The organism is Embleya sp. NPDC001921 (genome assembly GCF_053594475.1).
Map to the genome: position 1 here is coordinate 201027 of NZ_JBSFEO010000005.1, position 26450 is coordinate 227476.

At 72.1% G+C, this 26450-nt stretch carries 24 protein-coding genes; 15 read left to right on the forward strand and 9 right to left on the reverse strand.

Annotated features, from left to right (window positions below; all coding sequences use genetic code 11):
* Positions 1 to 104: 104 nt before the first annotated feature.
* The 6 genes from ACWCPW_RS07955 to ACWCPW_RS07980 all read left to right on the forward strand — a co-directional run bounded on the left by ACWCPW_RS07955 (position 105) and on the right by ACWCPW_RS07980 (position 8122).
* Positions 105 to 689, forward strand: coding sequence for a PadR family transcriptional regulator (locus tag ACWCPW_RS07955; RefSeq protein ID WP_449760683.1), 585 nt, complete (start codon positions 105 to 107; stop codon positions 687 to 689).
* On the forward strand, positions 686 to 1435 hold the full coding sequence (locus ACWCPW_RS07960; RefSeq protein WP_449760684.1) for an ABC transporter ATP-binding protein: 750 nt from the start codon (positions 686 to 688) through the stop codon (positions 1433 to 1435). The genes ACWCPW_RS07955 and ACWCPW_RS07960 overlap by 4 nt, the downstream gene beginning before the upstream one ends.
* Entirely contained in the window at positions 1432 to 4269 is a 2838-nt protein-coding gene (locus ACWCPW_RS07965; protein ID WP_449760685.1) for an FtsX-like permease family protein, read from the forward strand. Before ACWCPW_RS07960 ends, ACWCPW_RS07965 begins: the two co-directional genes overlap by 4 nt.
* 27 nt (positions 4270 to 4296) lie before the next feature.
* Positions 4297 to 4830, forward strand: coding sequence for a bacterial proteasome activator family protein (locus tag ACWCPW_RS07970; RefSeq protein WP_395867663.1), 534 nt, complete (start codon positions 4297 to 4299; stop codon positions 4828 to 4830).
* A gap of 165 nt (positions 4831 to 4995) precedes the next feature.
* Entirely contained in the window at positions 4996 to 6132 is a 1137-nt protein-coding gene (locus tag ACWCPW_RS07975; RefSeq protein ID WP_449760686.1) for a protein kinase domain-containing protein, read from the forward strand.
* 394 nt (positions 6133 to 6526) lie between these two features.
* On the forward strand, positions 6527 to 8122 hold the full coding sequence (locus ACWCPW_RS07980) for a protein kinase domain-containing protein (RefSeq protein ID WP_449760687.1): 1596 nt from the start codon (positions 6527 to 6529) through the stop codon (positions 8120 to 8122).
* Positions 8123 to 8273: 151 nt separating this feature from the next.
* Here ACWCPW_RS07980 and ACWCPW_RS07985 read toward each other — a convergent pair whose 3' ends face one another.
* The 4 genes from ACWCPW_RS07985 to ACWCPW_RS08000 all read right to left on the reverse strand — a co-directional run bounded on the left by ACWCPW_RS07985 (position 8274) and on the right by ACWCPW_RS08000 (position 11915).
* A complete protein-coding gene (locus ACWCPW_RS07985; RefSeq protein ID WP_449760688.1) occupies positions 8274 to 9248 on the reverse strand; it encodes a phosphotransferase in 975 nt (324 codons plus the stop codon).
* A gap of 170 nt (positions 9249 to 9418) precedes the next feature.
* Complete coding sequence (locus ACWCPW_RS07990; RefSeq protein WP_449760689.1) at positions 9419 to 10222, reverse strand: HAD family hydrolase; 804 nt, start codon at positions 10220 to 10222, stop codon at positions 9419 to 9421.
* A gap of 74 nt (positions 10223 to 10296) precedes the next feature.
* The gene (locus ACWCPW_RS07995; RefSeq protein ID WP_449760690.1) at positions 10297 to 11184 is read right to left on the reverse strand and encodes an LLM class flavin-dependent oxidoreductase; all 888 of its coding nucleotides are present in this window, start codon (positions 11182 to 11184) and stop codon (positions 10297 to 10299) included.
* Between the two features lie 59 nt (positions 11185 to 11243).
* Entirely contained in the window at positions 11244 to 11915 is a 672-nt protein-coding gene (locus ACWCPW_RS08000; protein WP_449760691.1) for a TetR/AcrR family transcriptional regulator, read from the reverse strand.
* A gap of 206 nt (positions 11916 to 12121) precedes the next feature.
* Here ACWCPW_RS08000 and ACWCPW_RS08005 point away from each other — a divergent pair, with 206 nt between their 5' ends.
* The 6 genes from ACWCPW_RS08005 (at position 12122) to ACWCPW_RS08030 (ending at position 18669) form a co-directional block, all read left to right on the forward strand.
* Positions 12122 to 13516, forward strand: coding sequence for an MFS transporter (locus tag ACWCPW_RS08005; protein ID WP_449760812.1), 1395 nt, complete (start codon positions 12122 to 12124; stop codon positions 13514 to 13516).
* A gap of 142 nt (positions 13517 to 13658) precedes the next feature.
* Positions 13659 to 14462, forward strand: coding sequence for an alpha/beta hydrolase fold domain-containing protein (locus ACWCPW_RS08010; RefSeq protein WP_449760692.1), 804 nt, complete (start codon positions 13659 to 13661; stop codon positions 14460 to 14462).
* Positions 14459 to 15379 carry a hypothetical protein gene (locus ACWCPW_RS08015; RefSeq protein WP_449760693.1) on the forward strand — a complete coding sequence of 307 codons (921 nt, stop codon included), beginning with the start codon at positions 14459 to 14461 and terminating at the stop codon, positions 15377 to 15379. Before ACWCPW_RS08010 ends, ACWCPW_RS08015 begins: the two co-directional genes overlap by 4 nt.
* 2 nt (positions 15380 to 15381) lie before the next feature.
* Positions 15382 to 16335 carry an LLM class flavin-dependent oxidoreductase gene (locus tag ACWCPW_RS08020; RefSeq protein ID WP_449760694.1) on the forward strand — a complete coding sequence of 318 codons (954 nt, stop codon included), beginning with the start codon at positions 15382 to 15384 and terminating at the stop codon, positions 16333 to 16335.
* Positions 16336 to 16564: 229 nt separating this feature from the next.
* Positions 16565 to 17404 (forward strand): FadR/GntR family transcriptional regulator, encoded by an 840-nt coding sequence (locus ACWCPW_RS08025; protein ID WP_449760695.1) that lies wholly within the window; start codon positions 16565 to 16567, stop codon positions 17402 to 17404.
* Positions 17401 to 18669, forward strand: coding sequence for a CynX/NimT family MFS transporter (locus tag ACWCPW_RS08030; RefSeq protein WP_449760696.1), 1269 nt, complete (start codon positions 17401 to 17403; stop codon positions 18667 to 18669). The genes ACWCPW_RS08025 and ACWCPW_RS08030 overlap by 4 nt, the downstream gene beginning before the upstream one ends.
* A gap of 33 nt (positions 18670 to 18702) precedes the next feature.
* Here ACWCPW_RS08030 and ACWCPW_RS08035 read toward each other — a convergent pair whose 3' ends face one another.
* Entirely contained in the window at positions 18703 to 19500 is a 798-nt protein-coding gene (locus ACWCPW_RS08035) for an HAD family hydrolase (RefSeq protein ID WP_449760697.1), read from the reverse strand.
* Positions 19497 to 20774 carry a serine--tRNA ligase gene (gene serS / locus ACWCPW_RS08040; RefSeq protein ID WP_449760698.1) on the reverse strand — a complete coding sequence of 426 codons (1278 nt, stop codon included), beginning with the start codon at positions 20772 to 20774 and terminating at the stop codon, positions 19497 to 19499. The genes ACWCPW_RS08035 and serS overlap by 4 nt, the downstream gene beginning before the upstream one ends.
* A gap of 102 nt (positions 20775 to 20876) precedes the next feature.
* On the opposite strand from serS, the gene ACWCPW_RS08045 reads away from it, so the two are divergent.
* Together ACWCPW_RS08045 and ACWCPW_RS08050 are read left to right on the forward strand one after the other, a co-directional pair.
* Positions 20877 to 21692 (forward strand): phosphatase PAP2 family protein, encoded by an 816-nt coding sequence (locus ACWCPW_RS08045; RefSeq protein WP_449760699.1) that lies wholly within the window; start codon positions 20877 to 20879, stop codon positions 21690 to 21692.
* A 30-nt stretch (positions 21693 to 21722) separates the two neighbouring features.
* Entirely contained in the window at positions 21723 to 23369 is a 1647-nt protein-coding gene (locus ACWCPW_RS08050) for a diacylglycerol kinase family protein (RefSeq protein WP_449760700.1), read from the forward strand.
* A 26-nt stretch (positions 23370 to 23395) separates the two neighbouring features.
* Here the strand turns inward: ACWCPW_RS08050 and pheA are convergent, their stop codons facing one another.
* A complete protein-coding gene (pheA, locus tag ACWCPW_RS08055; protein WP_449760701.1) occupies positions 23396 to 24340 on the reverse strand; it encodes a prephenate dehydratase in 945 nt (314 codons plus the stop codon).
* A 194-nt stretch (positions 24341 to 24534) separates the two neighbouring features.
* On the opposite strand from pheA, the gene ACWCPW_RS08060 reads away from it, so the two are divergent.
* A complete protein-coding gene (locus ACWCPW_RS08060) occupies positions 24535 to 25302 on the forward strand; it encodes an ABC transporter permease (protein WP_449760813.1) in 768 nt (255 codons plus the stop codon).
* Here the strand turns inward: ACWCPW_RS08060 and ACWCPW_RS08065 are convergent.
* Together ACWCPW_RS08065 and ACWCPW_RS08070 are read right to left on the reverse strand one after the other, a co-directional pair.
* A complete protein-coding gene (locus ACWCPW_RS08065; protein WP_449760702.1) occupies positions 25272 to 25697 on the reverse strand; it encodes a hypothetical protein in 426 nt (141 codons plus the stop codon). The genes ACWCPW_RS08060 and ACWCPW_RS08065 overlap by 31 nt on opposite strands.
* The gene (locus tag ACWCPW_RS08070; RefSeq protein ID WP_449760703.1) at positions 25631 to 26041 is read right to left on the reverse strand and encodes a BRO-N domain-containing protein; all 411 of its coding nucleotides are present in this window, start codon (positions 26039 to 26041) and stop codon (positions 25631 to 25633) included. The genes ACWCPW_RS08065 and ACWCPW_RS08070 overlap by 67 nt, the downstream gene beginning before the upstream one ends.
* Positions 26042 to 26450: the final 409 nt, after the last annotated feature.

Below are 26450 nucleotides of genomic sequence, written 5' to 3' on the forward strand. Positions count from 1 at the left end.
CCTGGTTCGCCGGTCGTTCGCCTCCGTCCGCGAGCGGCTTCCCCGGACGCTCCCACCGCGTGCCGGTCTTGCGCTGTCGAGCATACCGGGTATACATACTCGGTATGTCCATCAAGCACGGCCTGCTCGCACTGCTCGATCAGGGCCCTCGATACGGCTATCAGCTCCGGACCGAATTCGAGGCCCGGACCGGATCCACCTGGCCGCTCAACGTCGGTCAGGTCTACACCACGCTCGGCCGCCTCGACCGCGACGAACTCGTCGCGCCCGACGGCGAGGACGACGAGGGGCACGTCTTCTACCGGATCACCGACAAGGGTCGGGCCGAACTGCGCGAGTGGTTCGAGGCGCCGGTGTCGCGCACCAACCCGCCCCGGGACGAACTCGCGATCAAGCTCGCGATGGCGGTCACGGTGCCCGGGATCGACGTCCGGTCGGTGGTCCAGGGACAGCGCGCGCACACGTTGCGGGCGTTGCAGGACTACACCCGGCTCAAGACCCGCGCCGCCGAGGACGATCTCGCGTGGCAACTCGTCCTGGAATCACTGATCTTCCACGCGGAGGCCGAGGTTCGCTGGCTCGACCACTGCGAGGCGCGGCTGGCCCGCCGGGCCGCCGAACAGGCGCCGGCGCCGACTTCGACGAACGAGCGGCCGGCGCCCACCCGCAAGCGCGGGGCGCGTCGATGACCACGGGCACAGGGGGCACAGTGGAACCGGTATTGGAACTCAGGTCGGTGGGCCGGATCCACGGTCGGGGCGACGTGCGCGTCGAGGCCCTGGCCGAGGTGGATCTGGCCGTCGCGCCGGGCGAGATGCTCGCCGTGATGGGGCCGAGCGGGTCGGGCAAGTCGACCCTGTTGATGCTCGCGGGCGGGCTGGACCGGCCCACCCACGGCGAGGTCCTGGTCGAGGGCCGGGAACTCGGCGGGCTCAACCGGCGCCGGATGGCCGCGCTGCGCAGGCGCAGCGTCGGCTACGTCTTCCAGGACCTCAACCTGGTCCCGGCGCTGACCGCGGCGGAGAACGTCGCGCTGCCGCTCGAACTCGACGGCGTGTCCATCCGCCGGGCCCGGCAGGCCGCGCAGGCGGCGCTGACCGAGGTCGGCCTCGAACACTTCGGCGACCGCTTCCCCGACGACATGTCCGGCGGCCAGCAACAACGCGTCGCGATCGCCCGCGCGTTGGTGGGCGAGCGCCGACTGGTGCTGGCCGACGAGCCGACGGGCGCGCTCGACTCGACCACGGGCGAGGCGGTATTGCGGGTGCTGCGGGCGCGGTGCGAGGCCGGCGCCGCGGTGGTCCTGGTGACCCACGAGGCCCGGCACGCCGCGTGGGCGGACCGGATCGTGTTCCTGCGCGACGGTCGGCTCGTGGACGACACCGGTCCCACGGCCGACGCCGAGTCGCTGCTGTCCCGGGGTGGTTCGCGATGAGCGTGGGCTCGTGGCGGGCGACCTTGCGGATCGCCCGTCGGGACGCGCTGCGGGCCAAGGGACGCAGCGCGCTGATCGTCGCGATGATCGCGCTTCCGGTTCTGGGTATGAGCGCGGCCGACGTGTCCTGGCGGAGCGTGCAGTTGGACACCGACGAGGTGATCTCGCGCTCGATGGGGCGGGCGGACGCCGTGGTGCGGGACACCACCTCGGAGCGGCCGGGCGACGGGACCTCGGTGCCCACCGTCCCGATTCGACAGAACGCCGAAGGCGACGAGTGGCGCCCGGCCGACGAGCGGCCGAAGCCGCCCGGGCAGCCCGAAACAGCGCCCCCGGCCGGCGGATCCCCCGATCGGCCGGCCGCCCGGATGGCGAGCGCGGCGATTCCCGGGGTGACCGAGCGGCTGGTCGACCGCTTCGGCTACGGGACGGTGTCCACGGAGCACGGTCGGACCGAGGTGCGGATCCGCGAGTTCGACTACACCGAGCCGCTCGCCGAAGGCATGGTGTTCCAGCGTCGGGGGCGGGCCCCGCAAGCCCTCGACGAGGTGGTCGTCACCGAGCAACTGCGTCGTTCGGGCGGATACCGGGTCGGTGGGCGCCTGACCGAGAAGTCCACCGGTCGCACGTTTCGCATCGTCGGCACGGTCGATCTGCCGAACGACCTCCGCGAGTCCATGGTGATCGGCCGGCCGGGCGCGGTGCTCGACGCGATGCGTGCCCTGCCGGGGGCGAGCGGTTCGTTCGCCGAGCAGGTCGACGAGCTGATCCGGGTCCCGGGCGGGGTGTCGTGGGCGATGGTCGGGGAGGCGAACCGGCAGGGCGTCCTGGTCAAGTCCGCCGCGGTACTCGAGGATCCGCCCGCGAGCGACGAGTTGCGGTACGAGAGCCCGCGGCAGTGGGTCGACTCGCGCGCGCTCAGGCTCGGCGGCATCGGCGTGGGCCTGGGCCTGCTGGAGATGATCCTGCTCGCCGGCCCGGCCTTCGCGGTGGGCGCCCGCCGCAAGCGGCGCGAACTCGGGCTGATCGGCGTCGCGGGTGGCAGTCGCCGGCACATCGGCGGGGTGGTGCTCGGCGGTGGTGTCGTGCTCGGCGCGGTCGGCGCGCTGCTCGGCACGGCCCTGGGCATGGCGGTCGCGGCCCTGCTGCGGCCGTGGTTCGCCGAGAAGTCCGGCCGGCTTCTGGGCCGGTACGACGTGCGCGCGCTCGAACTGCTCGGTATCGGCGCGGTCGGGGTGGCGGTCGGCGTACTCGCCGCGCTGATCCCGGCCTGGCTCGCGGCCCGTGAGGACATCGCCGCGTCGTTGTCCGGCCGCCGAGGAGTGCGCCGAGGCTCGCGCGCGCTGCCGATCGCCGGGGTCGTCGGTGCCGGGCTCGGCGTCGCCATCGCGCTGTTCGGCGCGGATCGGGCGAACGACAAGGTCATCGTCGCGGGTGTGGTGGTGGCCGAACTGGGCCTGGTCGCGTGTTGCCCGGCACTGATCGGAGCGACCGCGAAACTCGGTCGGTTCCTGCCGCTGAGCCCTCGATTGGCGTTGCGCGACGCGGCCCGCAGCCGTCCGCGCAGCGCACCGGCGGTGGCGGCGGTGATGGCCGCGGTGGCGGGTTCGGTGGTGATCGCGGTGGTCTGGTCGAGCCAGAACGCGGACGAACGCAACAGGTACCGCCCCAACGCCCAGGAGAACCACGTCCTGATCGGTTTCCCCGGGCGCGTGCCGGGGGGCGGCATGCCGGGCGAGACGGCGGTGGGCGCGCGTGAGGTCGAGGATGTCCGGCGGGCGGTGGAGCGGATCCTGCCCGACGCGAAGGGCGGACCACTGGGCACGCTGGGCGGACCCTGCGCCCAGGAGGGCAGGTGCGTCACCTTCCGACCGCAGAAGTTGCCCGAGGCCCGCTGCCCGGCCCCCGGCGACGACCGGTGGCGTGACGATCCCAGGTGCCGATACGAGACACGGGCCCAGAACGGCTTCTTCCTGTCGGTGGTCGGGGACGCGGATCTGCTGCGCAAGCTGACCGGCGCGGACGACCCGCGCGCGATCGAGGTGTTGTCCCGCGGCGGGGTCGTCCTGTTCGAGGACGGGTACGTCGGGCCGGACGGCAAGGTGGAGGTCAAGTCACAGGAGGTGTTCTCCGGCCCCGGACCGGTCCGCGCACCCTCCCCGGAAGCGGCCGGGTCGGAACCGCCGGGCGTGTGGCTGCCCGCGGTGTCGGTGCGAGCGCCCTTCGGCCTGTCCGGCATGTTCGCCTCGCCGGAGGCGGCGCGCGTACTCGGGGCCGTCGTCGAACCGGCCGGGATGGTCTACGACGCCGGGCGCTCGCTCTCGGACGCGGAGAAGCAGCGGCTGGAGGAGCAGGTGGCGAAGGTCTCCGAGCACGGCTTCGTCTTCGTCGAGCGTGGATTCCAGCCGAGGAGCGACGCGCGGATGTTGTTGCTCGCGGTGTTCGCGCTGGTGATCACGGTCGGCGCGTCCGGGGTGGCCACCGGGCTGGCCCTGGCCGACGCGCAGAAGGACCTGGCCACGCTCGGTGCTGTGGGCGCGCCGCCGAGTGTGCGGCGCCGGTTGTCCGCGTTCCAGAGCGGGGTGATCGCGTTCCTGGGCACCGCGTTGGGACTGGGGGCGGGCGTACTCGCGGGAGTGGTCGTGCGTCGAGGACAGAAGTCGGCCGTGTGGGATGTGATGCCGGCCGAGGCCAAGAGTCGGCTGCACGCTCCCGAACTGGTGATTCCGTGGTCGCAATTGGGCCTCGCGCTGCTCGTGCTGCCGATCCTCGCGGCCCTGCTCGCGGCGCTTTTGACACGATCGCGTGCGGTGGTGCGCGGCAGGACGGCTTGAGCCCCCGGCGCTCCTAGGATGAGATGTATGGACACGCCGAACAGCGAAGCGAATGGTGAGAACCCGCAGGTGGTGATCGTCGGGCCGGATGGCATGGCGCTCGGCGGCGGCCTCGGTGAAGAGGGCGGTGAACTCGCGGTGACCGACATGGTCGAACAACCCGCGAAGGTCATGCGCATCGGCAGCATGATCAAGCAGCTTCTGGAGGAGGTGCGCGCGGCTCCCCTCGACGAGGCGAGCCGGGTGCGCCTCAAGGAGATCCACGCCAGCTCGATCAAGGAGCTGGAGAAGGGGCTCGCCCCGGAGCTGGTCGAGGAGCTGGAGCGGCTCTCGCTCCCGTTCACGCACGACTCGGTGCCCAGCGAGTCCGAGCTGCGGATCGCGCAGGCGCAACTGGTGGGCTGGCTGGAGGGCCTGTTCCACGGCATCCAGACCGCGCTGTTCGCGCAGCAGATGGCGGCGCGCGCGCAACTGGAGACGATGCGTCGGGCACTCCCGCCCGGCGTGGTCCCCGGTGGCCAGGGTGAGCCGCCGCACACCCAGTCGGGTCCCTACCTCTAGCGTTCGGGAGGGGACGCACCCCGGAGCGGCGCTCGATGGCGCCGACCCGGTGCGCTCCCGTCGCGTCTCTGACAGGCTGTCGGCGGTGCGACGGGAGCGCTTTTCGGTAGGTCGATTCGTGCCGGAGTCGTGCGCGAGTCGTGCGGCGTGGAGGGCGGCCTGACGGTGACCGTTTCGGGAGACCCGGCTCGGGCGAACGGGCGTGTCTTCGGCGGCGGGCGGTATCGCACCGGGCGCCGGATCGGCGGCGGCGGCATGGCCGTGGTGTACGAGGCGCACGACCTGGTGCTCGATCGGCTCGTCGCGGTCAAACGCCTGCGCAGCGACCTGGCCGAGGACACCGTCGCGCGCTCGCGGTTCGCCCGCGAGGCCGAGCACGCGGCCGCGCTGAACCACCCCACGATCGTCTCGGTGTTCGACACCGGTGCGGATCCGGGCGAGGACGGCGTGCTGGTGCCGTGGATCGTGATGGAGCTGATCGAGGGGCTGACCCTGCGCGATCTGCTGGAGGCGCACGGTCCGGTGCCGTGGCCGCGCGCCCTCGCGATCACCGCGAAGGTGCTGGACGCGCTGGAGTACAGCCACGATCGCGGTCTGGTGCACCGCGACATCAAGCCGGTCAACGTGATGATCACCCCGGGCGGCGCGGTCAAGGTGATGGACTTCGGCATCGCCCGTGCGCTGTTCGTCACCGACGGCGCGCTCACCGACCCCGGTCGGATCATGGGCACCCCGCAGTACTTCTCGCCCGAGCAGGCGTTCGGGCATCCCGCGTCCACCCGCAGCGACCTGTACTCGGTGGGATGCCTGCTGCACGAGCTGCTGGTCGGGGTGCCGCCGTTCGACGGCGGTACGGCGGTGCACATCGCCTATCGGCACATGCGCGAGGAGCCGACCCCGCCGTCGGTGTACCGGCCCGACGTGCCCGGCGCGGTCGACGACCTGGTCCTGCACGCGCTGCGCAAGGACCCCCACCTGCGCTTCGACACCGCCGGGCGGATGCGCGAGTCGGTGCGCCGGATCCTGCCCGCGGACGTCTGGGACTCGGTCCTGTACGGCGCCGGCGTCCCGGCGGGGTCCGCGCGGCCGCCGGGGCCGCCGACGTCGCAGCGGCCCGCCCGCCCTTCCGCCGGCGGCCCGCCGTGGGCGCGGGTGTTGTCCGGGTTCGGGCCCCGGGCCCGTTCGGCGGGCGCGCACAGCGCGCCGGGGGCGTACGGGCGCAAGACCGGTGCGGGCGCCGCGTTCGCGGCGACGGTGCTGGGCGTGCTGGCGGTGCTCGCCTCGATCCTGATGCTGCGCTGATCGGGTCGGCCGGATTCCGCGGGCGGGCGGTGCCCGGGGCGGACAAGGCACCGGCCGGGGATCCGGAATCCCGTTACCATGGGCAATTCACACGGAGTACCGCTGATCCCGGTATCGTTTCGGGACTTGACGCGAGGATGCACCACATTTCATCTGCACACCGGCGCGGGCCAACGCCCCGGCGCCACGTGAGGGGACTGTCGAGGATGAGCTCCGAGTCCCCGGCCGCAACCCTGACGCCCGAATCGGCGTGCCTTTGTGGCCGGCCGATCGTTGGAACCGTCGTGCTCCCCCGCTCCCGTGGTGCTTTCCGCTTCCCCTTGCTCGCGGCGGACGCCATCGCCACAGTTCGGCGGCCCCGGCGGGGCCGCCCCGACGCGCAGGGCGAGGAGCGATGACCGCGCCGACGGGACCGGACGAGCGTGAGACGTCCGGCACACAGGTGAAGACGGTCGGGTCCGGCCGCTACGAACTCGGCCGCCAACTCGGCCGAGGCGGCATGGCCGAGGTGTTGATGGCCCACGACGTGCGGCTCGGTCGCACCGTCGCGGTCAAGACGCTGCGCCCGGACCTCGCGCAGGATCCGGTCGCGCGCTCGCGGTTCGGCCGCGAGGCGCAGAACGCGGCGTCGCTCAACCACCCCGCGATCGTGTCGGTCTACGACACGGGCGAGGACCAGGTCGGCGACGAACTGGTGCCGTTCATCGTGATGGAGTGCGTCGAGGGCCGCACGGTCCGGGAACTGCTCGGCGAGGGCAACCCCATACCGCTGGAGCAGGCGCTCCGGGTCACGGAGGGGATCCTGGAGGCCCTCGAGTACAGCCACCGGCACGGCATCATCCACCGCGACATCAAGCCCGCGAACGTGATCATCACCAACTCGGGCGCGGTCAAGGTGATGGACTTCGGGATCGCCCGCGCGATGCACAGCGCGGCGACCACGATGACCCAGACCGGCATGGTCATGGGCACGCCGCAGTACCTGTCGCCGGAGCAGGCCCTGGGCCGCACCGTCGACGCGCGCAGCGACCTGTACTCCAGCGGCTGCCTGCTCTACGAACTGCTCGCGCTGCGTCCGCCGTTCAACGGTGACACGCCGCTGTCGGTGGTGTACCAGCACGTCCAGGACGAGCCGCGTCCCCCGTCGATGATGGATCCTCGGGTGCCTCCGCACCTGGACGCGATCGCGTTGAAGGCGCTGGCGAAGAACCCCGACGACCGGTATCAGACGGCCGACGAGATGCGGATGGACATCCGTCGCGCGCTCGCCGGTCAGCAGGTCTCGGTCGCGGTTCCGCCGCGGGTGCCCACCCAGCAGAGCCGGCCCGAGTTCGGTTCGTGGAGCCAGGTCGCCGCGGGTTCCGCGGCCCCGGCGCACACCGGCTCCACCGACGCGACGGCGGCGATGCCGCCGCTGGCGGGGCAGCCGGGCACCGGGTCGCAGCAGCGTCAGCCGGCCAACGACGGCGGCACCGGACCGCTGCCGATCCTGCCGCAGGAGCCGGCGCACAGGCGCAGGCTGCCGCTCTACCTGGTGGCCGCGCTCGCGGTGATCCTGGTGCTGGTCGGCGCGGTGCTCCTGGTCAAGGGCCTGCCCGGGGACGGGGACAGCCCCTCGAACCGCGATCCGGCCGGACCCGCCGTGTCGGTGAGCAACGACAGCGGCGCGCAACCGGGGAACAACAACAACCAGCCCAGCCCCGACGCGAACACCAAGGGCACGTCGGGCGCGACCCCGTCCAATCCGACGCAGACGTGGCGGCAGACGGCGCCGCCGTCCAGCACGCGCGATCCGGGCGGGACGACCTCGGGTCAGTCGCACACGCCGTCCTCGACCGCGTCGAACAAGCCGTCCGAGACGAGCCGGCCGACCACGTCGGCCACCGCGCCGCCGGGTTCGACCAAGGGCGGCGGCGAGACGAAGCCGCCGGACTCGGGCGGCGCCGCCGCCGGGGGCAATCCGGCGGGCGGCAGCGGTACGACCCCCTGAGTCGTACGCCCGCCGAGTCGTACGACCTCCGGGCCGTACGACCTCCGGGCCGCACGACGGCAAAGTCGCGCGACCTCCGGGTCGAAGACGCGAAACCCGCGCGAGCCACGATCGGTGGCGCGCGCGGGTTTTCTCGTGTGGGACCGGTTCGTCAGCCCAGGAACGCCTTCAGGACCTCGTCGTAGGCCATCGTCCACCACACGATCAGTGCGGCGGACGCGGGGAACAGCGGGGCACAGCGCGGGTCGTGCTCGAGGTAGTGCCGGGTGAGCATCCAGAAGTCGTTCAGTCGCTCCCACCACAGCCGGTGCACGGCGGCGGCGAGTTGGGTGGGCCCCGGATCCACGACCGCGCGATAGCCGTTCACGAAGCCGCGTACCCGCTCGAGGTCGAGCGTGCCGGAGATCGGGTCGGTGAAGAAGATCAACGCGGCCCGGACCAGCTCCTCGGTGTCGGGCAGCGCCGCGAGCCGGTCCCAGTCGATGATCGCGACCGGTTCGCCGGCGCGGTACAGCAGGTTCAGCGGATGGAAGTCGCCGTGCACATAGCCGGTTCCCGGCGCCTCGTGGTCGCGTGGTCGCCGGTGCGCGTACCGCAGGAGCATCGCGCGGCGCTCGATCAGGCGCAGTTCGGCGAGCCGGTCGAAGGCGTTCGGGCCGGGCCGGGTGCGGATCCGGGTGAGCAGCCGCTCGACGGTGGCCAGTGATTCGTGCGGGTCGGCGGTGGGCACCAGCAGCGGCTGCTGGATCGGCGGCAACAACTTGGGCAGCGTCACGTGCACGCCGCCGAGCAGCGCGCCCACCCGCGCGCAGCCCCGGGCGTCGAGCTCCGTGCCGCGTCGGTGCTCGCCGTCCACCCAGGGGTACAGCGCGAACCAGCGTCCGCGCGAGGTGAGTACGGTGCGTCCGTGTCGGTCGGCCACCGGCGGGATCGCGGGTATCCCGCACGCGGCGAGCCGCTGGGTGGTGCGGTGCTGGAAGCGGATGGTGTCGGGTCGTTGGTTCAGATAGTGCTTGAGAAACCAGCGTCCCCTGGTGGTGACGACCTCGTAGCCCCGGTTGAGCAGGCCCTCGGCGATGGGTCGGAACGAGAGTGCCTTGCCGACCCGGTAGCGATCGATCGTCACAGCCAGTGGGGACCCTGGCCGGGAGGGGATGTACACGGGCGTCAATCTATGTCACGGAAAGCGATCGTGTAACTACACTGTGCAACCTTCATGCGTAAGCGTGTCTTTGCTGTCACGCGTTCGAGGAGGCGGCTGCCGCGTACACCGATACCGGGCGACGCGCGATCGGCTCAGCCGAACAACTTCTCCAGCACCTGGGCGACGCCGTCGTCCTGATTGCTCCCGGTATGCCGGATCACCGCCGCGAGCACGTCGGGGTGCGCGTTGGCCACCGCGTACGCCTGTCCGGCCCAGGCCAGCAGCGGCAGATCGTTGGGCATGTCGCCGAACGCCACCACGTCCTCGGTGCGGATCCCGCGCTGCGTGCAGAACCAGGCCAGCGTGCTGGCCTTGCTGATCCCCAGCGCGCTGATTTCGACCAGGGCGATCGAGGACGAGTGGGTGAACTCCGCGTACGCGCCGGCCCGGTCCCGGGCGAGCGCGAGGAACACGTCGGGATCCAGGCTGTGGTGCCGGGCGAGCAGCTTGAGTACCGGCCCGGTGAGCAGCTCCTCGACCGGACCGACCGCGTGCACGATCGACACGTCGCGCTCCAGCGCGGGGTAGTCGGGCTCGTGCATGAAGCCGGTCTCGGTCTCGACCGCGAAGGACACGTCCGGCACCGCCTCGCGGAGCAGCCGGGTCACCTTGCGCGCGGCGGTCACGTCCATCGTGTGGGTGCCCACCACACGTTCGGCGCGCAGGTCGTAGACCACCGCGCCGTTGCCGCAGATGGCCAGGCCGCGATGGCCGGTGACCTCCGCGACGCGGCTCATCCAGCGCGGCGGCCGGCCGGTCACGAAGACCACCTCGGCGCCGGCGGACTCGACGAGTTCGAGCGCGGCGAGGGTGCGTTCGGAGATGGATCCGTCGTCGCGCACGATGGTGCCGTCGAGGTCGGTGGCCACTAGGCGTGGGCGATTCGTGATCGTCACGGGTACATCCTCGCTCAGAAACGATTCGCCCGGTCCGGGGGGCCGGGTCGACCGACCCTTCGGGACGGATCGGCTCAGTCGAGTTGGGCCGGGCCCTCGGTCGCGATGCGCTCGAAGACCTTCGGGTCCGCCTCGAAGACGGAGTCCGGCACCGGCCAGTGCAGCACCAGCTCGGTGATGCCCACCTCCCGGTATCGGCCCGCGTAGTCGACGAACGCGTCCACCGAGTCCAGCGGCCGCTCCCGCGTCGAGCCCTGGAGCAGGACCTTCTCCAGCTCGTCGGGCTTGCGGCCCTCCTCCGCGCAGATGTCGGACAGCCGCGCCAACTGGCCCGCGATCACGGCCGGGCAGTCCTTCGCCGGGACGGCCTTGGGGTCGCGCGGGTCGCCGTAGCTGATCCAGCCCTCGCCGTGCCGCGCGGTCAGCCGCATGCCCCGGGGTCCGGTCGCCGCGATGTACATCGGCAGGCGCGGGCTCCGCCGACCGGCCGGGATCATCCGGACGTCGTGGGCGGTGTAGTACGTGCCCTGTTCGGTCACCGCCGGCTCGGTGAGCAACCGGTCCAGCAGCGGGACGAACTCGGCGAAGCGGTCGGCGCGCTCGCGCGCGGTCCACTCCTGTTGTCCCAGGGCGGTCGCGTCGAACCCGGAGCCGCCCGCGCCGATGCCCGCGATCAGCCGACCCTCGGAGATGTCGTCGATCGCCGCGAGGTCCTTCGCGAGCGTGACCGGGTGCCGGAAGTTGGGCGACGTGACCATCGTGCCCAGACGCAGCCGCTCGGTGGCCGTCGCGGCGGCGGTGAGCGTGGGCACCGCGCCGAACCAGGGCCGCTCACGGAAGCTGCGCCAGGACAGGTGGTCGTAGGTGTACGCGGCGTGGAAGCCGAGGTCTTCGGCGCGACGCCAGACCTTTCGGCCCTCGGCCCAGCGGTGGATCGGGAGGATCACAGTGCTCAAACGCATCCGTCGACCATACGTGCCCGACCGAGCGGAGCCGGCGCATGGGCCGGCCGGCCCGTCGGCTACGGGACGTACGCTCCCGCCCGGGCCGCGGCCGCGGCGGCCGTCGCGGCGCGCTCCGCGCTGGCCTCGTCCAGCGGGTCGCCACTGGCCAGCAGCCGGTAGTACAGCGGTCCCGATACCGCCCGGATCACCTCGTGCGGGTCGGTGCCCGGCGGCGCCTCGCCGCGCTCGATCGCGGCCTCGACGCAGGGCGCCCACTCCTTGATCCGGGTCGCGTAGAACGCGTGCAGCGCCTCGGAGGTCCGCGCGTCGCAGGTCGCCGCGGCGATCACCGCCTTGAACAGCGCACCCTGCCGCCGGTCGGTGAGCGTGCGGCGCACCAGGTGCGCGTTGGCCCGCAGGTCGCCGAGCAGCGACCCGGTGTCGGCGCGCGGCACCGAGCTCTCGGCCATGTCCACCAGCAGGTCCGCGACCAGGCCCGCGGTGTTGCCCCAGCGCCGGTACACGGTGGTCTTGCCGACCTCGGCGCGCTGCGCGACATCGGCCAGGTCGAGACCGGCGAAGCCGCGCTCGGCGAGCAGGTCCCCGGTCGCGCGCAGCACCGCCTCGCGGACCCGGGCGGTGCGTCCGCCGGGTCGGACCGTGCCCGGATCCGCCGATGTCCCGGCCGATCCCGAAGAGCGGTCGGAGGAGCCGGGAGGGGGATCGCCGGCGAGACCATCCGAAGTCATAACGGGACTCCTGTTCCATTAAGTCGATCCATCGTGCTACCTTCGAGACATCTTAACGGGAAAGCAGACCCGTTAGAGCATCTCGGGAGACGCACATGTCCACGCTCGATCACCGCGCGAGGCCCGTCGAGGCCACGCCCGCCGCACCGCCCGCCACATCGGCCGACGCCCTGCCCGACGCCTCGCCCGAATCGCGCGGCGACCGGATGACCGGACAGCAGAAGCTGATCCTCACCCTGCTCCTCGGCGCCCAGTTCATGATCGCGGTGGACTTCTCGATTCTGAACGTCGCACTGCCCGTGGTCGGCGAGGGCCTCGGCTTTTCCCTGAACAACCTCCAGTGGGTGGCCACCGCGTTCGCGCTGACCGCCGCCGGATTCACCCTGCTCTTCGGACGCGTCGCGGACCTGTTCGGCCGCAAGCGACTGTTCCTGGGCGGCATGGCCCTCCTCGGCGCCTCCTCCGCGCTCGGCGGCTTCGCCACGTCGCCCGAGATGTTGCTCACCGCGCGGGTGCTGCAGGGCCTGGCCACCGCCGCGGTGACACCGGCCGGCCTGTCGCTGCTGACCACCGCGTTCAAGGAGGGACCGCTGCGGGACCGGGCGCTGGGCCTGAACGGCGCGCTGATGTCGGCCGGCTTCACCGCCGGAGCGATCCTGGGCGGCCTGCTCACCGACATGTTGTCCTGGCGCTGGGCGTTCTTCGTCAACGTCCCCGTCGCCGCGCTGGTGCTGATCCTCGCGCCGTCCGTGATCACCGACTCGCGGCCGACCCACCGGCCCAAGCTGGACGTCCCCGGCGCGATCGCGGTCACCGGCGGTCTGCTGGCACTCGTCTTCGGACTCACCCAGGCCGGCGCCGAGGGCTGGGGCGAGCCCACCACCCTCGGGGCGCTGATCGCCGGTGCCGGACTCCTGGTCGCCTTCTGGTTCATCGAGCGAGGCTCCGCCTCGCCGCTGGTCCCGGTCGGCATCATGAAGCGCCGCACCGTGCTGTGGGGCAACATCACCGGCCTGATCGCGTTCGTCACCGAGACCTCGCTGGTCTTCCTGCTCACGCTCTACCTCCAGGAGGTCCTGGACTACTCGCCGCTGGCCACCGGGCTCGCGTTCGGCGTGCTGGGCATCGGCACGGTCATCGGCGGCACGCTCGGCGGCCGGGCGGTGGGCCGGTTCGGTACCCGCGCCACGATCGTCGTCGGCGGCGTCGTCCAGGCCCTGGCCACGCTGTCGCTGGTCGCCCTCGGCAGCTCCGGCGGGTGGATCTGGCTGCTGCTCGCGGCGACCTTCGTCGGCGGCATCGGCAACATGCTGATGATCGTGGGCTTCATGGTCACCGCGACCTCGGGCCTGCCGGACGCCGAGCAGGGCCTGGCCACCGGTCTGGCCACGATGACCCAGCAGGTCGGCATCACGATGGGCATCCCGATCATGAGCGCCATCGCCACCGCGCGGATGAGCTCGCTCGGCAGCACCGGACCCGACGCGGTCCTGTCCGGGGTCGCCGTCGCGATCCTGATCGACTCGGCCCTGGTCCTGCTCGGGGCGCTGCTCGCGGGACTGTTCCTGGCGCCGCGTCGGGGTCGGCGGACGACGGCCTGAGCGCCGACCGGCGGTTCGGCGTGCACCTGCCGGCGCCCGCGCCGCCGTCCCGCGCCGCCGCTGTCCCGCCGCCCCGCCCCGCGCCGCTTCGTCCCGCTCTTCGTACGCCCGAGGCGACACGACAAGACCGAGGAGGTCTGTCATGGCCGTGACCCGTATCACTCCCGACATCCTGCCGCCGACGATCATCGTTCCCGGCGCCGAGCACGACGTTCCGGTCCGGATCTTTGCCGGCGGAACCGGCTCGGCCGGCCTGCTGGTCTGGGCGCACGGTGGGAGCTGGCGCTCGGGAGCCACCGCCGACTGGGCGCCGGCCCTGGCCCACCTGGCCCGGATCGCGGCCACCACCGTGGTCGGCGTCGACTACCGACTGGCCCCCGAACACCCGCACCCCGCCGCGCTGATCGACGTCCTCACCGTGCTGGACTGGGCCGACGCCGAGCACGTCTCGGTCGGCGGGGACAGTGCCGGCGCGACGATCGCCGCGTCCGCCGCGCTGGCCCGGCGCGACCTCGGCCGGCCGCTCGCCGCGCAGGTGCTCGCCTATCCGCCGATCGACCCCGGATGCCGAGCCGGGTCCTACCTCGGCCGGCCGGGAGCCTTCCCGTCCCGGGCCGCGCTGGGCTCGGCCTGGCGGGCGTACCGGGGCGAGGCGCCGACCCACCCGGCCGCCGCCGGCTCGCGACCGCTGTACAGCACGCCGGACGAGGCCGAGAACCTCGCCGGGGTCGCCCCCGCGATCCTCGCGGTCGGCTCGCTCGACCCGGTCGTGGACGACGTCCGCGATTACGCCCGCCGACTGCGCGCCGCCGGCGTCCCGACCGACCTGCACGAACTCGCCGGCACCGGGCACGGCGCCTTCCTGACCGACCCGGCCTTCCGACACCGCCTGGGCACCGCGTACGCCGCGGCCCACCGCACCGCGTCCTCGAGGAGGACCCGATGAACACCACCGCTCTGCTGCGGCACTTCGCGGACCTGCGCGACGGCACCCACGGCGACGTGGTCTCGCGCCGGGACAAGGAACGACTGTTCGGCGCGGCCGTCGCGCTGCTCGACCCGCAGGCCCGCCGGGCGCTCGCCGAACTGGACGCCGACCTGCTGCTGGGTTCCGGCGAGTACACCGCGACCGGCGTCCGGCGCGCGTCGGACGGCGGCCTGGAGGCGATCTGGGCGCTGTCCTGGGCCGAGCAGCGCGCGGCCGGCGTCCCGCCGATCACGCTGCGGGCGGTCTACGGCGCCGGCTTCCACCACCCGCATCTGCGCGGCGGCACGATCGGGGAGTGGCCGCTGAACGTGTTCACCCCGGAGCAGGCCGCCGAGGAACTGCCCACGCTGCGCGCGATCGCCGCCGCCGATTTGCACAACCTGGTCTTCCTGCGGGACTTCCGGATCGTCCCGGCGACGACGCGACCGGCGGGTGCCGAGCGGGTTCCTGGGGGCGCGGGGTGGGCTGAGAGCAGTGCTCTTGGTGAGAGCACTGCTCGCATTGAGAGCACTGCTCGCGGGGAGAGCGCTGCCCGTGGCGAGAGACCTGCCCATGGCGAGAGCACTGCTCGCGTTGAGAGCACTGCTCACGGGGAGAGCGCTGCCCGTGGCGAGAGACCTGCCCATGGCGAGAGCACTGCTCACGATGAGAGCACTGCTCACAGGAAGAGCGCTGCTCACGGGCAGAGCGCCGCTCATGTTGGGAGCGCGGCTCATGGCGAGAGCGCTGCTCGTGTTGAGAGCAAGAGCACTGCTCATGGCGAGAGCGCTGCTCACGATGAGAGCGGCGCTCACGTTGAGAGCGGCGCACACGATGAGAGCACTGCTCACGGCGAGAGCGCCGCACACACCTTCCTCACCGAGAATGGAGCCTGATCATGTCCATCCGCCTCTCCGTCCTGGACCAGTCGCCGATCCCCGCGGGCGGCACGCCGGCCGACGCGCTCACCGCGACCCTCGACCTGGCCCGCACCGTCGACCGGCTGGGCTATCACCGCTACTGGGTGGCCGAGCACCACGGCTCACCGAGCTTCGCCGGCACCGCGCCCGAGGTCCTGGTCGCGACGTTGCTCGCGCAAACCCGGCGGCTGCGGGTGGGCAGCGGCGGGGTGTTGCTGCCGCGCTACGCGCCGGCCAAGCCGGCGGAGGTCTTCCGGGTGCTGGCCGCGCTGTATCCGGACCGGGTGGACCTGGGGATCGGCCGCGCGGGCGGCCCGGCCGACCGTTTCCCGCAGCAGGTGGCCGAACTGCTCGGGCACCTGGGCGACCCGGCGCAGGACTACCCCGGGTACGTCCCGCCGCCGGTGTGGCTGCTCGGCGCGGGCACCCGATCCGCCGCCCTGGCCGCCGAACTGGGCACCCACTTCGCGTTCGCGCACTTCTTCAACCCCGGGCTCGGCGTCGGCGCGCTGGAGACGTTCCGCGCGGGGCCGGCGGGCGCGGACCGTACTCGCGCCGCGCTCGCGGTCCGCACGATCGTCGCGGACACCGAGGCCGACGCGAGCGAACTGGGCTCGGCGTACCTGCTCTGGCGCAGCCGCAAGGACCTCGGCTTCGACGAGCCCTTTCCGGACCGGGCGCGCACCCGCGCGCACCGCTGGACCGGCGCCGAGCGCGAGCGGGCCGGGCACAACGCGCGTGCGTTGCTGACCGGGACGCCCGAGCGGGTCCGGGCCGGGCTGGACGAGTTGGCCGACCGGCACGGGGTGGACGAACTGGTGGTCAACACGTTCACCCACGACCCGGCCGACCGGGAGCGCTCGTACCGACTGCTGGCCGAGGTCTACGGCACGGTCGAGGCCGCCGGCACGCCGCTGCGGGGAGCCGCGTGACGCGACGATCGCGGATCGCATCGGCCGCATCGGCCGCATCGGTCGGACCGGTCTCATCGGCCGCGCCGGCCGCACCGACCCGCACCGGCGTACCGGTCGGATCGGGTCGGAGGGGAAGCCGGCGTGCGCGGGCCACGGGCCGCGGACGCCGGCTTTTCGCCGCCCTATCGCATGTACTGCACAACTACTTGTAGGATGACTGGGCAACCCCACGAATTCGGGAGAGTCCATGTCGCTCCAGGCAGCCGGTCGGCGGTCCCTCGTCGACGACGCGATCGACCAGCTCCGCGCCCAACTGACGGCCGGCACCTGGCCGATCGGCGCGCGCATCCCGAGCGAGAGCGTGATCGCCGAGCGGCTCCGGGTCGGCCGGAACACCGTGCGCGAGGCGATCCGCGTGCTCGTGCACGCCGGGATGCTGGAGTCGCGCCAGGGCGACGGGACCTACGTACGCTCGACCACCGACCCCGGCGACCTGGTCCGCCGGATCGAACACGCCGACCTGCGGGACATCTTCGAGATGCGCCGCGCGCTGGATGTGGAGGCCGCCCGGCTCGCCGCACAGCGCCGGGACGCCGCGGATCTGGACCGGATCCGGGCCGCCCTGAACCGGCGCGGCGCGGCCGACGGCAGCGCGGATACCCCGGAGCCGCACGACTTCGACCGGGGCGACGTGGCCGAGGGCGAGTTGGACGACCTGGTCGAGCAGGACGTGGCCTTCCACACCGCGATCGCCATCGCGTCGCACAACTCGGCGATGGTCTCCACCTACCGCTGGTTCAGCGACTCGTTGTGGCGCAGCATCCGCGCGGTGGTCGGCGACGGCACCCTGCCGGACGCCTCGCACGCCCTGCACGTGGCGCTGGCCGACGCGATCGAGGCGGGCGATCCGGACGCGGCCGAACGCGCCGTGCGGCGCATCCTCGAACCCGCCGTGGTCGCCCTGGACGCACTGCTGCACGACCCGACGAGGCCTCACCCGCCCCACCCGACGAAGCACCACCCGACGAAGCACCACCCGGCGAAGCCCCACCCGACAAGGCACCACCCCATGGAGCACGACGCATGAGCACGACCGAACTGCGCATACCCCCGGCCGGCGAGTCCGGCCGGACCGGCACGAGTACCGCGCGGGCGACCGGCGGCGCGCTGCTGCTCGCCGGCATTGTGCTGATCGCGCTCAACATGCGGGCCGGGCTCTCCAGTGTGTCCCCGCTGGTGGGCGAACTGCGCGAGGTGTTCCACCTGTCCGCGACCACGGGCAGCCTGATCACCGCGATACCCGTGCTGTTCCTGGGCCTGATCTCGCCGCTCGCGCCGGTCGCGGCCCGCCGGTACGGCACCGAGACGGTGCTGCTCGGCGCGCTGGTCGTGGTGGGCGTCGGGATTCTGCTGCGGGTGATCCCCGACCTGACCGCGCTGTTCGCGGGCGGCGCGCTCGTGGGCGCCGGGATCGCGGTGCTGAACGTGCTGATGCCGGGCGTGGTCAAGCGCGAGTTCCCGCATCGGGCGGCGGCGATGATCGGCGTGTACAGCGCGGCCATGGTGTTCGGCGCGGCGGTCTCGGCGGGCGCGACGGTGCCGCTGGAGCAGGCGATCGGGCACGGCTGGCAGCCGGCGCTCGGCGTCTGGGCGCTGCTCGCCTTCGCGGCGGTGGCGGTCTGGCTGCCGCACGTGCGCCGCCGGCGCGGGAGCGTCGCGGCGGCGATGCCGCACGTGCCGGGTCTGTGGAGGTCGCCGCTCGCCTGGCTGGTGACCGGCTTCATGGGCCTGCAGTCGCTGTTGTTCTACGTACTGCTGGCGTGGATGCCGACCATCCTCACCGACCACGGGATGGGCAAGGGCACCGCGGCGACGATCTTCGCGTTCAACACGTTCGTCCAGATCCCGGCCTCGCTCGCGGGGTCGATCATCGCCGGTCGCATGCGGAACCAGAGCCCGTTGGTGATCGCGTCGATCGGGCTGGTCGCGGCCGGCTACGTGGGGCTGATGGTCGCGCCGACGGGCGGGGCGTGGGTGTGGGCGGTGCTCCTGGGGCTCGGGCAGGGCGGTGCGGTCTCGCTCGCGCTGACCCTGATCGTGCTGCGCTCGCCGGATCCGAACACGGCCGCGCAACTGTCCGGGATGGCCCAGGCGGTCGGGTACGTGCTCGCCGCGTTCGGGCCGTTGGCCGCGGGGGCGCTGCGTCAGGCGACCGACGGGTGGACCGTGCCGATCGTGCTGATGCTGGTGTTGTGCGGGTGCGCCCTCGCCTGCGGGGTGGGCGCCTCGCGCCCGATGCACGTGCGCGTGGCGCGCGAGGTCGTGCCGGGCGATCGTGCACCCGTCGGGTGAGGTGGGACGGGTTCGGCTCGCCGGGAAGGGCGCTCAGTGGTCGGGGAACAACCGTTCCAGGACCACCGCGACGCCGTCGTCCATGTTGGACAGGGTCACCTCGTCCGCCACGGCGAGCAGTTCGGCGTGCGCGTTGGCCATCGCGACGCCGTGGGCCACCCACTTGAACATCGCGACGTCGTTGGGCATGTCGCCGAAGGCGATGGTGTCCGCGGCCCTGGCCCCCAGCTTGCGCGCGGCCAGGGACAGGCCGACCGCCTTGCTCAGGCCCAGGGGCAACAGCTCGACGATGCCCGCTCCGGCGTGCGTGACGTCCACCAGACCGGCGCAGATCTTGCGCGCGCACGCGGTCAACCGGTCGTCGTCGTAGTCCTCGTGGTGCAGGTAGAGCTTGAGGATCGGCTCCGCCCACAACTCGTCGCGGTCCCGGACCACATGCACCGGCAACGCCGGGTTGTACGGGTAGCCGCGCTCCACCGCGATCTCGCCGCACAGCCCGTCCCGGCTGACCGCGAACCGCACCGCGCCCAGTTCCTCGGTCAACCGCTCGGTGGCCAGCCTGGCCAGAGGCCGGTCCAGCGTGACCGACGTGAGCAGCCGGTCCTCGCCCGCGTGGTAGACCTGCGCGCCCTGCCCGCACACCGCGAGGCCCCGGTAGCCCAGCGCCTCGAACACCGGACGGGTCCAGGTCACCGCCCGCCCGGTCACTATCACGTGCTTCGCGCCGGCTGCGGTGACCCGGGCCAGCGCCGCACGATTGCGCGCCGAGACGGTGTGGTCCTCGCGCAGGAGCGTGCCGTCCAGGTCGGTGGCGACCAGGGAGAAGGTCACGCCCCCACCGGTTCCAGCACCTCACGGCCGCCGAGGAAGGGACGCAGCGCCTCGGGTACGACGACCGAGCCGTCCGCCCTCTGGTGGTTCTCCAGGATCGCCACGATCGTGCGCGGCACCGCGCACAGCGTGCCGTTGAGCGTGGCCAGCGGGCGGGTGCCCCGCTCGTCGCGCATCCGCACCTGGAGCCGGCGGGCCTGGAACTCGGTGCAGTTCGAGGTGGACGTGACCTCGCGGTACTTGCCCTGGGTCGGGATCCACGCCTCGATGTCGAACTTGCGCGCGGCCGAGGCGCCGAGGTCGCCGGACGCGACGTCGATCACCCGATAGGGCAGTTCGAGCCGGTTCAGGAACTCCTTCTCCCACGCCAGCAGGCGCCGGTGCTCCGCCTCGGCCTCCTCGGGCGCGACGAAGCAGAACATCTCCACCTTGTCGAACTGGTGCACCCGGATGATGCCGCGGGTGTCCTTGCCGTACGTACCGGCCTCGCGGCGGAAGCACGGCGAGAAGCCGGCGTAGCGCAGCGGGAGTTCGGCGGCCGGGATGATCTCGTCCATGTGGTACGCCGCGAGCGGTACCTCGGCGGTGCCCACGAGGTAGTAGTCGTCGGCCTCGAGGTGGAACACGTTCTCCGCGGCCTGGCCGAGGAAGCCGGTGCCCTCCATGGCGGGCGGGCGCACCAGCGCGGGCGTCAACATCGGCGTGAAGCCGGCCTCGGTCGCCTGCGCGATCGCCATGTTGACCAGCGCGAGTTCGAGCAGCGCGCCGATGCCGGTCAGGTAGTAGAAGCGCGAGCCGGAGACCTTCGCGGCCCGCTCGACGTCGATCGCCTTGAGCACGCGGCCCAACTCGACGTGGTCGCGCGGCTCGAAGCCCTCGGCCGCGAAGTCGCGCCGGGTGCCGATCTCCTCGATCGTGACGAAGTCTTCCTCGCCGCCGACCGGCGCGTCCGGGTCGATCAGGTTGGCCAGCGCCTTGAGCAGCCGGTCGGTCTCGGCCTTGGCCTCGGCCTGTTCGGCGTCGGCGCTCTTGACCTCGCCGGCCAGCGTCTGGGCCCGGGTCAGCAGTTCCTGCCGCTCGTCGCCCTTGGCCTTGGAGACCTGCTTGCCCATCGACTTCTGCTCGTTGCGCAGCGCGTCGAACCGGGAGCCCGACGAGCGGCGGAGCTCATCCGCCGCGAGCAGCGCGTCGACGATGGTCTCGTCCTCGCCGCGGGCGCGCTGCGAAGCGCGGACACGGTCGGGATCCTCACGGAGCAGTCGCAGGTCGATCACACCCGAAGCCTACCGGGGGACCGCCAACGGATTTCGCGAGTGCGTCGAACCCGATGGCGGGTGAAGGGAAGTGACAGCCGGGATTCGGGCTAAGAATGAGAGATGACCTCCACCCCGACCTGGACCAGAAGGCGCCTCGACCCCGACCGGCGGTTCGGCCTCAGGATGACCCTGGTCGCGCTCGCCCTGCTCGTGGGAGCCCTGCCGTTCGGGCTGCTCGCCCTCCTGGTGGAGACCAAGTGGTCGCCGCTGCTCGACCTGGACAGGGACGTCGCGACCGGGCTGAACGACTGGGTCCGCGAGCATCCCGGATGGCAGCACGCGCTGCGGATCCTCAGCGACTGGGTCTGGGATCCGAACATGTACCGCCTCCTGGTCGCGATCATGTGCGTGTGGTTGTGGTGGCGCGGCGCCCGTCGGCTGGTGGTGTGGGCGGTGGTCACCATGGCGGTCGGCGGGCTGCTGGGCGCGATGTTCAAGCTCGTCTTCACCCGGGCCCGGCCGAATCTGCCCAACCCGGTCGACCACGCCGGCGGTTGGTCCTTCCCGTCCGGGCACGCGTTGATGGGCGTGGTCGGCCCCGGTGTGCTGCTGTTGGCGCTGCTGCCGCTGATTCCGCGGGTGTGCCGGCCGATCGCGTGGGTGGTCGCGATCGCGTCGGCGGTGGGTGTCGGGTTCACCCGGGTCGCACTCGGTGTGCACTACGTCACGGACGTGCTCGGCGGCTGGGTGCTCGGCCTGATAGTGCTCGCCGCGACGTCCGCGGTCTTCGAATGGTGGCGTCGCGACGCCGGACTGCGGGATGTGGACGCGACCGACGAGGGGCTGGAACCGGAGATCGACGGGCACGATCCGGATCCGGAGATTCGGCACATTAGGCCCGGAACGGAGGGGCACTCCTCGGATCGGCGGAACTGAAGGATCCATGGCCGGGTAAGAATGTCGGTCATGCTGACCGAAGCAGGACGGTTCCTGCGCCGTATCGTCCTGCCCCTTGCCATATTGACCTTCGTCATGGTCGGCCTCGGTCTGCTGATCACCAAGACCCTGGACGGGGTCTGGCCGTTCACGATCGAGGACGACCTCGACCGCACCTTCGCCGAGCATCGCTCGGGGGGCTGGAACGACGTCACCCACCTGTTCTCCACCCTGGCCGACACCCGTGTGATCATCGCCACCACGCTGCTCGCGGCGGTGGTGGCCCGGATCGTCGGCCACTCCTGGCGCGGCCCGCTGTTCCTGGCCTGCTCGGTGGCCGGCCAGGCGCTGGTGTTCTTCCTCGTACAACTCTTCGTCTCGCGCGATCGGCCGGACGTGCCGCGCCTGGACGAGGCCGCCGCGACGTCGAGCTTCCCCTCCGGGCACACCGGCGCCGCGTTCGCGCTGTACGGCGGGCTGGCGGTGCTGCTCGCGAGCCGGCTGCGCGGGCGCTCGGTGGTCGCCCTGGTGTGGGTGCTGCTCGGCGCGGTGCCGCTGGCGGTGGCCGGGAGCCGGATGTACCGGGGCATGCACCACCCCAGCGACGTGCTGATGTCGCTGCTGTACGCGAGCGTCGTGCTGGCGGTGATGAACCGCGCGCTGTTGTCCCCGAAATCGATCTGGGGATTTCGGTCCCGCCGGCTCGGGGCGCCGCAGGGCGCGGACGGCGGACGGCCGCGCGCGGCGCTGGTGGTCAACCCGATCAAGCTCGACATCGCCGAATCGCGCGCCCGGATCGACCGGATCATGCGGGAAGCCGGGTGGGCCGAGCCGCTGTGGCTGGAGACGACCGTGCTCGACCCGGGCGCCGGGGTGACCGCCAAGGCGCTGGCCGAGGGGGTCGACCTGGTCATCGCGGCGGGCGGCGACGGCACGATCCGCGAGTGCGCCGGCGCGCTGGCCGGTACAAGCACCCCGCTCGCGGTGATCCCGGCGGGCACCGGCAACCTGCTCGCGCGCAACCTCGGCCTGCCGATCGACGTGGCCGACGCGCTGCACGTCGCGATGCACGGGCGCGACCGGCGGATCGACCTGGGCACGGTGGACCCGGACGAGGAACTCGCCGACACCGCGGGCGTGGAACCGCGCTGCTTCACCGCGATGGCCGGCATCGGCCTGGACGCGGCGATGGTCGCGGACGCGCCGGACGCGCTCAAGAAGAAGGTCGGTTGGCCCGCGTACGTGGTCTCCGGGGCCCGGCACCTGCGCGATCGGCGGATGCGGGTGACGCTGACCGTCGACGACGGCGAGCCGATCCGGCGGCGGGCCCGGATGGTGCTGGTCGGCAACGTCGGCGCGCTCCAGGCCGGCATGCAACTGCTGCCCGGGGCCGCGCCGGACGACGGGCTCCTGGACGTCGTGGTGTTCGCGCCGTACGGGATGACCGGCTGGGCGCACGCCACGGTACGAGTCATAGGCCGGCGCCGCGATCAGGAGCCGGCCGTGGTGCCGGTCAAGCAGCAACGGCTGCGCCCGATCGAGCACTTCACCGGTCATCGGGTGCTGATCGAGACCGATCGCCCGGAGCCGCGCGAGTTGGACGGCGACCCGATCGGGCCCGGCACCCGGCTCGCGGTCCGGATCCGGCCCGGAGCGCTCACGGTGCGCGTTCCCTGAGGCCCCGCCGCCGGCGGAGCGTCGACTCAGATCTCGCCGCCGCGAGCGCGCGCCAGCCACTCGCTCGCGTTCGCGAACTCGGCGTCCGAGGTACCGCGACGCAGCGTCGGACGGACCTGGTCGGCCCGCGGATAGGAGCCGAGGAAGCGCACCGCCGCGCACACCCGCCGCAGCCCCATCAGCGCTTCGCCGACCCGTGCGTCCGCGACGTGGCCCTCGGCGTCCATCGAGAAGAAGTAGTGCCCCAGACCGTCTCCGGTCGGCCGCGACTCGATCCTGGTCAGGTTGACCCCGCGGACCGCGAACTCCTGGAGGATCTCCAGCAGCGCGCCCGGGTGGTCGTCCACGATGTACGCGACCACCGTGGTGCGGTCCGCGCCGGTGGGGAGCGTGGGCCGGTCCGGACGCTCGACCAGGACGAAGCGGGTGACCGCGCCCTCGACGTCGTGGATGTCGGTGATCAGCGGCACCAGGCCGTACGGCGCGGCCGCGAACTCGCCGGCCATGGCCGCGTCGTAGCGCCCCTCCTGGACCAGCCGGGCGGCGTCGGCGTTGGACGCGGACGAGTACCAGTGCGCGTCGGGCAGGTTCGTCGCGAGCCAATTGCGCACCTGCGGTTGCGCGTGCGAGTGGCTCGAGAGGGTCTTGATGTCGTCCAGGCCCACGCCCGGACGCACCAGCAGCGCGAACGCGATCGGCAGCAGCACCTCGGCGGTGATCACCAGCGGGGCACCGGTCGCCAACTCGTCCAGCGTGACGGACACCGCGCCCTCGACCGAGTTCTCCAGCGCGACCACCGCGCCGTCGGCGTCGCCGCGGCGGACCGCGTCCAGCGCGGCGGGCACCGACTCCATCGGGACGGCCTCGGCGTGCTCCGCGCCGGGCAGCGTACGCAGGGCGGCCTCGGTAAAGGTGCCCGCGGGGCCGAGGTAGGTCCAGCGGGGCGCGGCGGGCGTCTGGGCGTCGGACATGTCGTCACTGTACTGAGCCGGCCGGCGTGCATTGCCCGGGTTCCGGGGTGTGGACGGGTGGGCTGCGACGGTTGCGGGGGGCGGGTGCCGGCGTTGTGCGCACACGTTGTGTGCACGCGCTGTGGAGAGTGGACGCCCGCGCTGCGCGGCACCGCCGAGAGGGTGAGGCTGGGCCTGTGGAAAACGCCGCGACACTGCTCCCGGTGACCCCCACCCTGGGGATCGTCACCGCGCTGCTCCTGGTCGTCGCCATGGCGGTCTCGGGGGTGGCGCGACTGGGTCACGGCCGGGCGGTGGTGGTGGCCGGGCTCCGGGCGACGGCGCAGTTGCTCGCGGTGTCCTTGGTCATCACACACGTGGTGGACCGACTCGGCTTCGCGGGTCTGTTCGTGGTGATGATGTACACCGTCGCGGCCTTGACCGCGGCCGGGCGGGTGACCGCGAATCGACGGTTGTTCTGGCCCGCGGTGCCGATCGTGACGGCGACGGCGCCGACCCTGGTGCTGCTGTGGGCGACCGGTCTGCTGCCCGCCGAGGGCATCGTGCTGATCCCGATCGCGGGCATCCTGATCGGCGGCGCGATGACCGCGACGGTGCTGGCGGGGCGGCGGGCGCTGGAGGAGTTGGCACAGCGCCACGGCGAGGTCGAAGCCGCTCTGACCTTGGGTTTCACCGATCGCGACGCGGCGATGGAGATCTGTCGGCCGGCTGCGGCGGGGGCGATGATCCCGGCTCTGGACCAGACCAGGACGGTGGGTTTGGTGACCCTGCCCGGCGCCTTCGTGGGCATGTTGCTCGGCGGGGCGACACCGCTGCAGGCGGGGGCGGTGCAGTTGTTCGTGTTGGTCGCGCTGCTTCAGGTCCAGGCGGTCGCGGTGGCCCTGACCATCGAGTTGGCGGCGCGGGGGCGGCTGGTGCGGACGCGGCCGGGTCAGGGGCGCAAGGGCGGCTCCGGCACGTAGCGGTAGGTCTGGCCGCGCACCGCCGAGCGCATGGTCGAGTCGCTCACGCCGTGCTCGCGAGCGAGGCGATAGACCGACACCCCGTCCCGGGCCCGACGCCGGCACTCGGCGACGACCTCGGGGGTGAGACGACGCCGATCACCGGGTGTGGGTAGATGCGCGGGCCTGTGGATAACCCTGTGGAAATCGCTGTGGAGAACTTGCGTGGGGCTGTGGGTTTCCGAGGTGGGAGGGGTCGCGTCAGAGGTAACTGTGGACAACGGAGCCGCCGACTCGAACCCGGCGGTGAGGCGGGCGACGGCCATGGTGTTGATCTCGACGGCCTTGGTCAGATCACCGGTGCGGGCGGCGAGATCGGTGATCGAACCGAATGCGCGGGAGAGCAGCGCATCCATGTTTTCGCTGGTGGCGGGGTGTAGCGGCCGGTGCGGCGGATGGTGGGGAGGACGTCGTGGGTGACCCGGCGGCGGAAGGGTTTGGCCTCGGGCTTGTTGCTGCGCAGGATCAGTGTGTAGAGGCCCGACTCGCTGACGAAGGTCATGTTCGGATTGCCCCGACCAGTTCCGTATGGATTTTTTACACAACCCTCCTGAACTGCAGTTTTGTGGACAACTACCGTGGTCTTCTCGTCCGGATCGAGAGCGCTGACCGCCCGGCGCGAGTCGGACTGGAATGCCGGCACCGTGCACACGTCGGCGGCACGGAACCAGGGATCTCCGGCGATCATGGCGACGCGCACTTGGTCCCTGCCGGCAAACGTGAAAATCTCAATCGCGTTCGTGTGCCTCATCTTGGCCCCTCGCTCGGGTTGGCAGTTCCTTTTGTCCCGATTAATTCCGTACGGATTTGACACGGTATTCGCCTGACCTGCGGATTCGAGGGCGATTTTTTGGTCACCGCGATGCGCTCATGTTGCTGGCGTCATCCATCGCTTCGAGCTGCCCGCATCCCCCGAACGGCTCATTGCGTTCGCCCATACGTATGAACGAGCGGTGGGCGGTCGGGTTACGTGCCGGTTGGTGAGTCTGTTCGCCCTTGGGGGATTCGCGAGATTCGGCGACGGGGTGATGGGTTTCGGTGAGTATCGTTGATCTCATTGCGTGATCAAGCGACCACTGGGAGGGATCTTGGCTGGTGGTGGCGGTGAG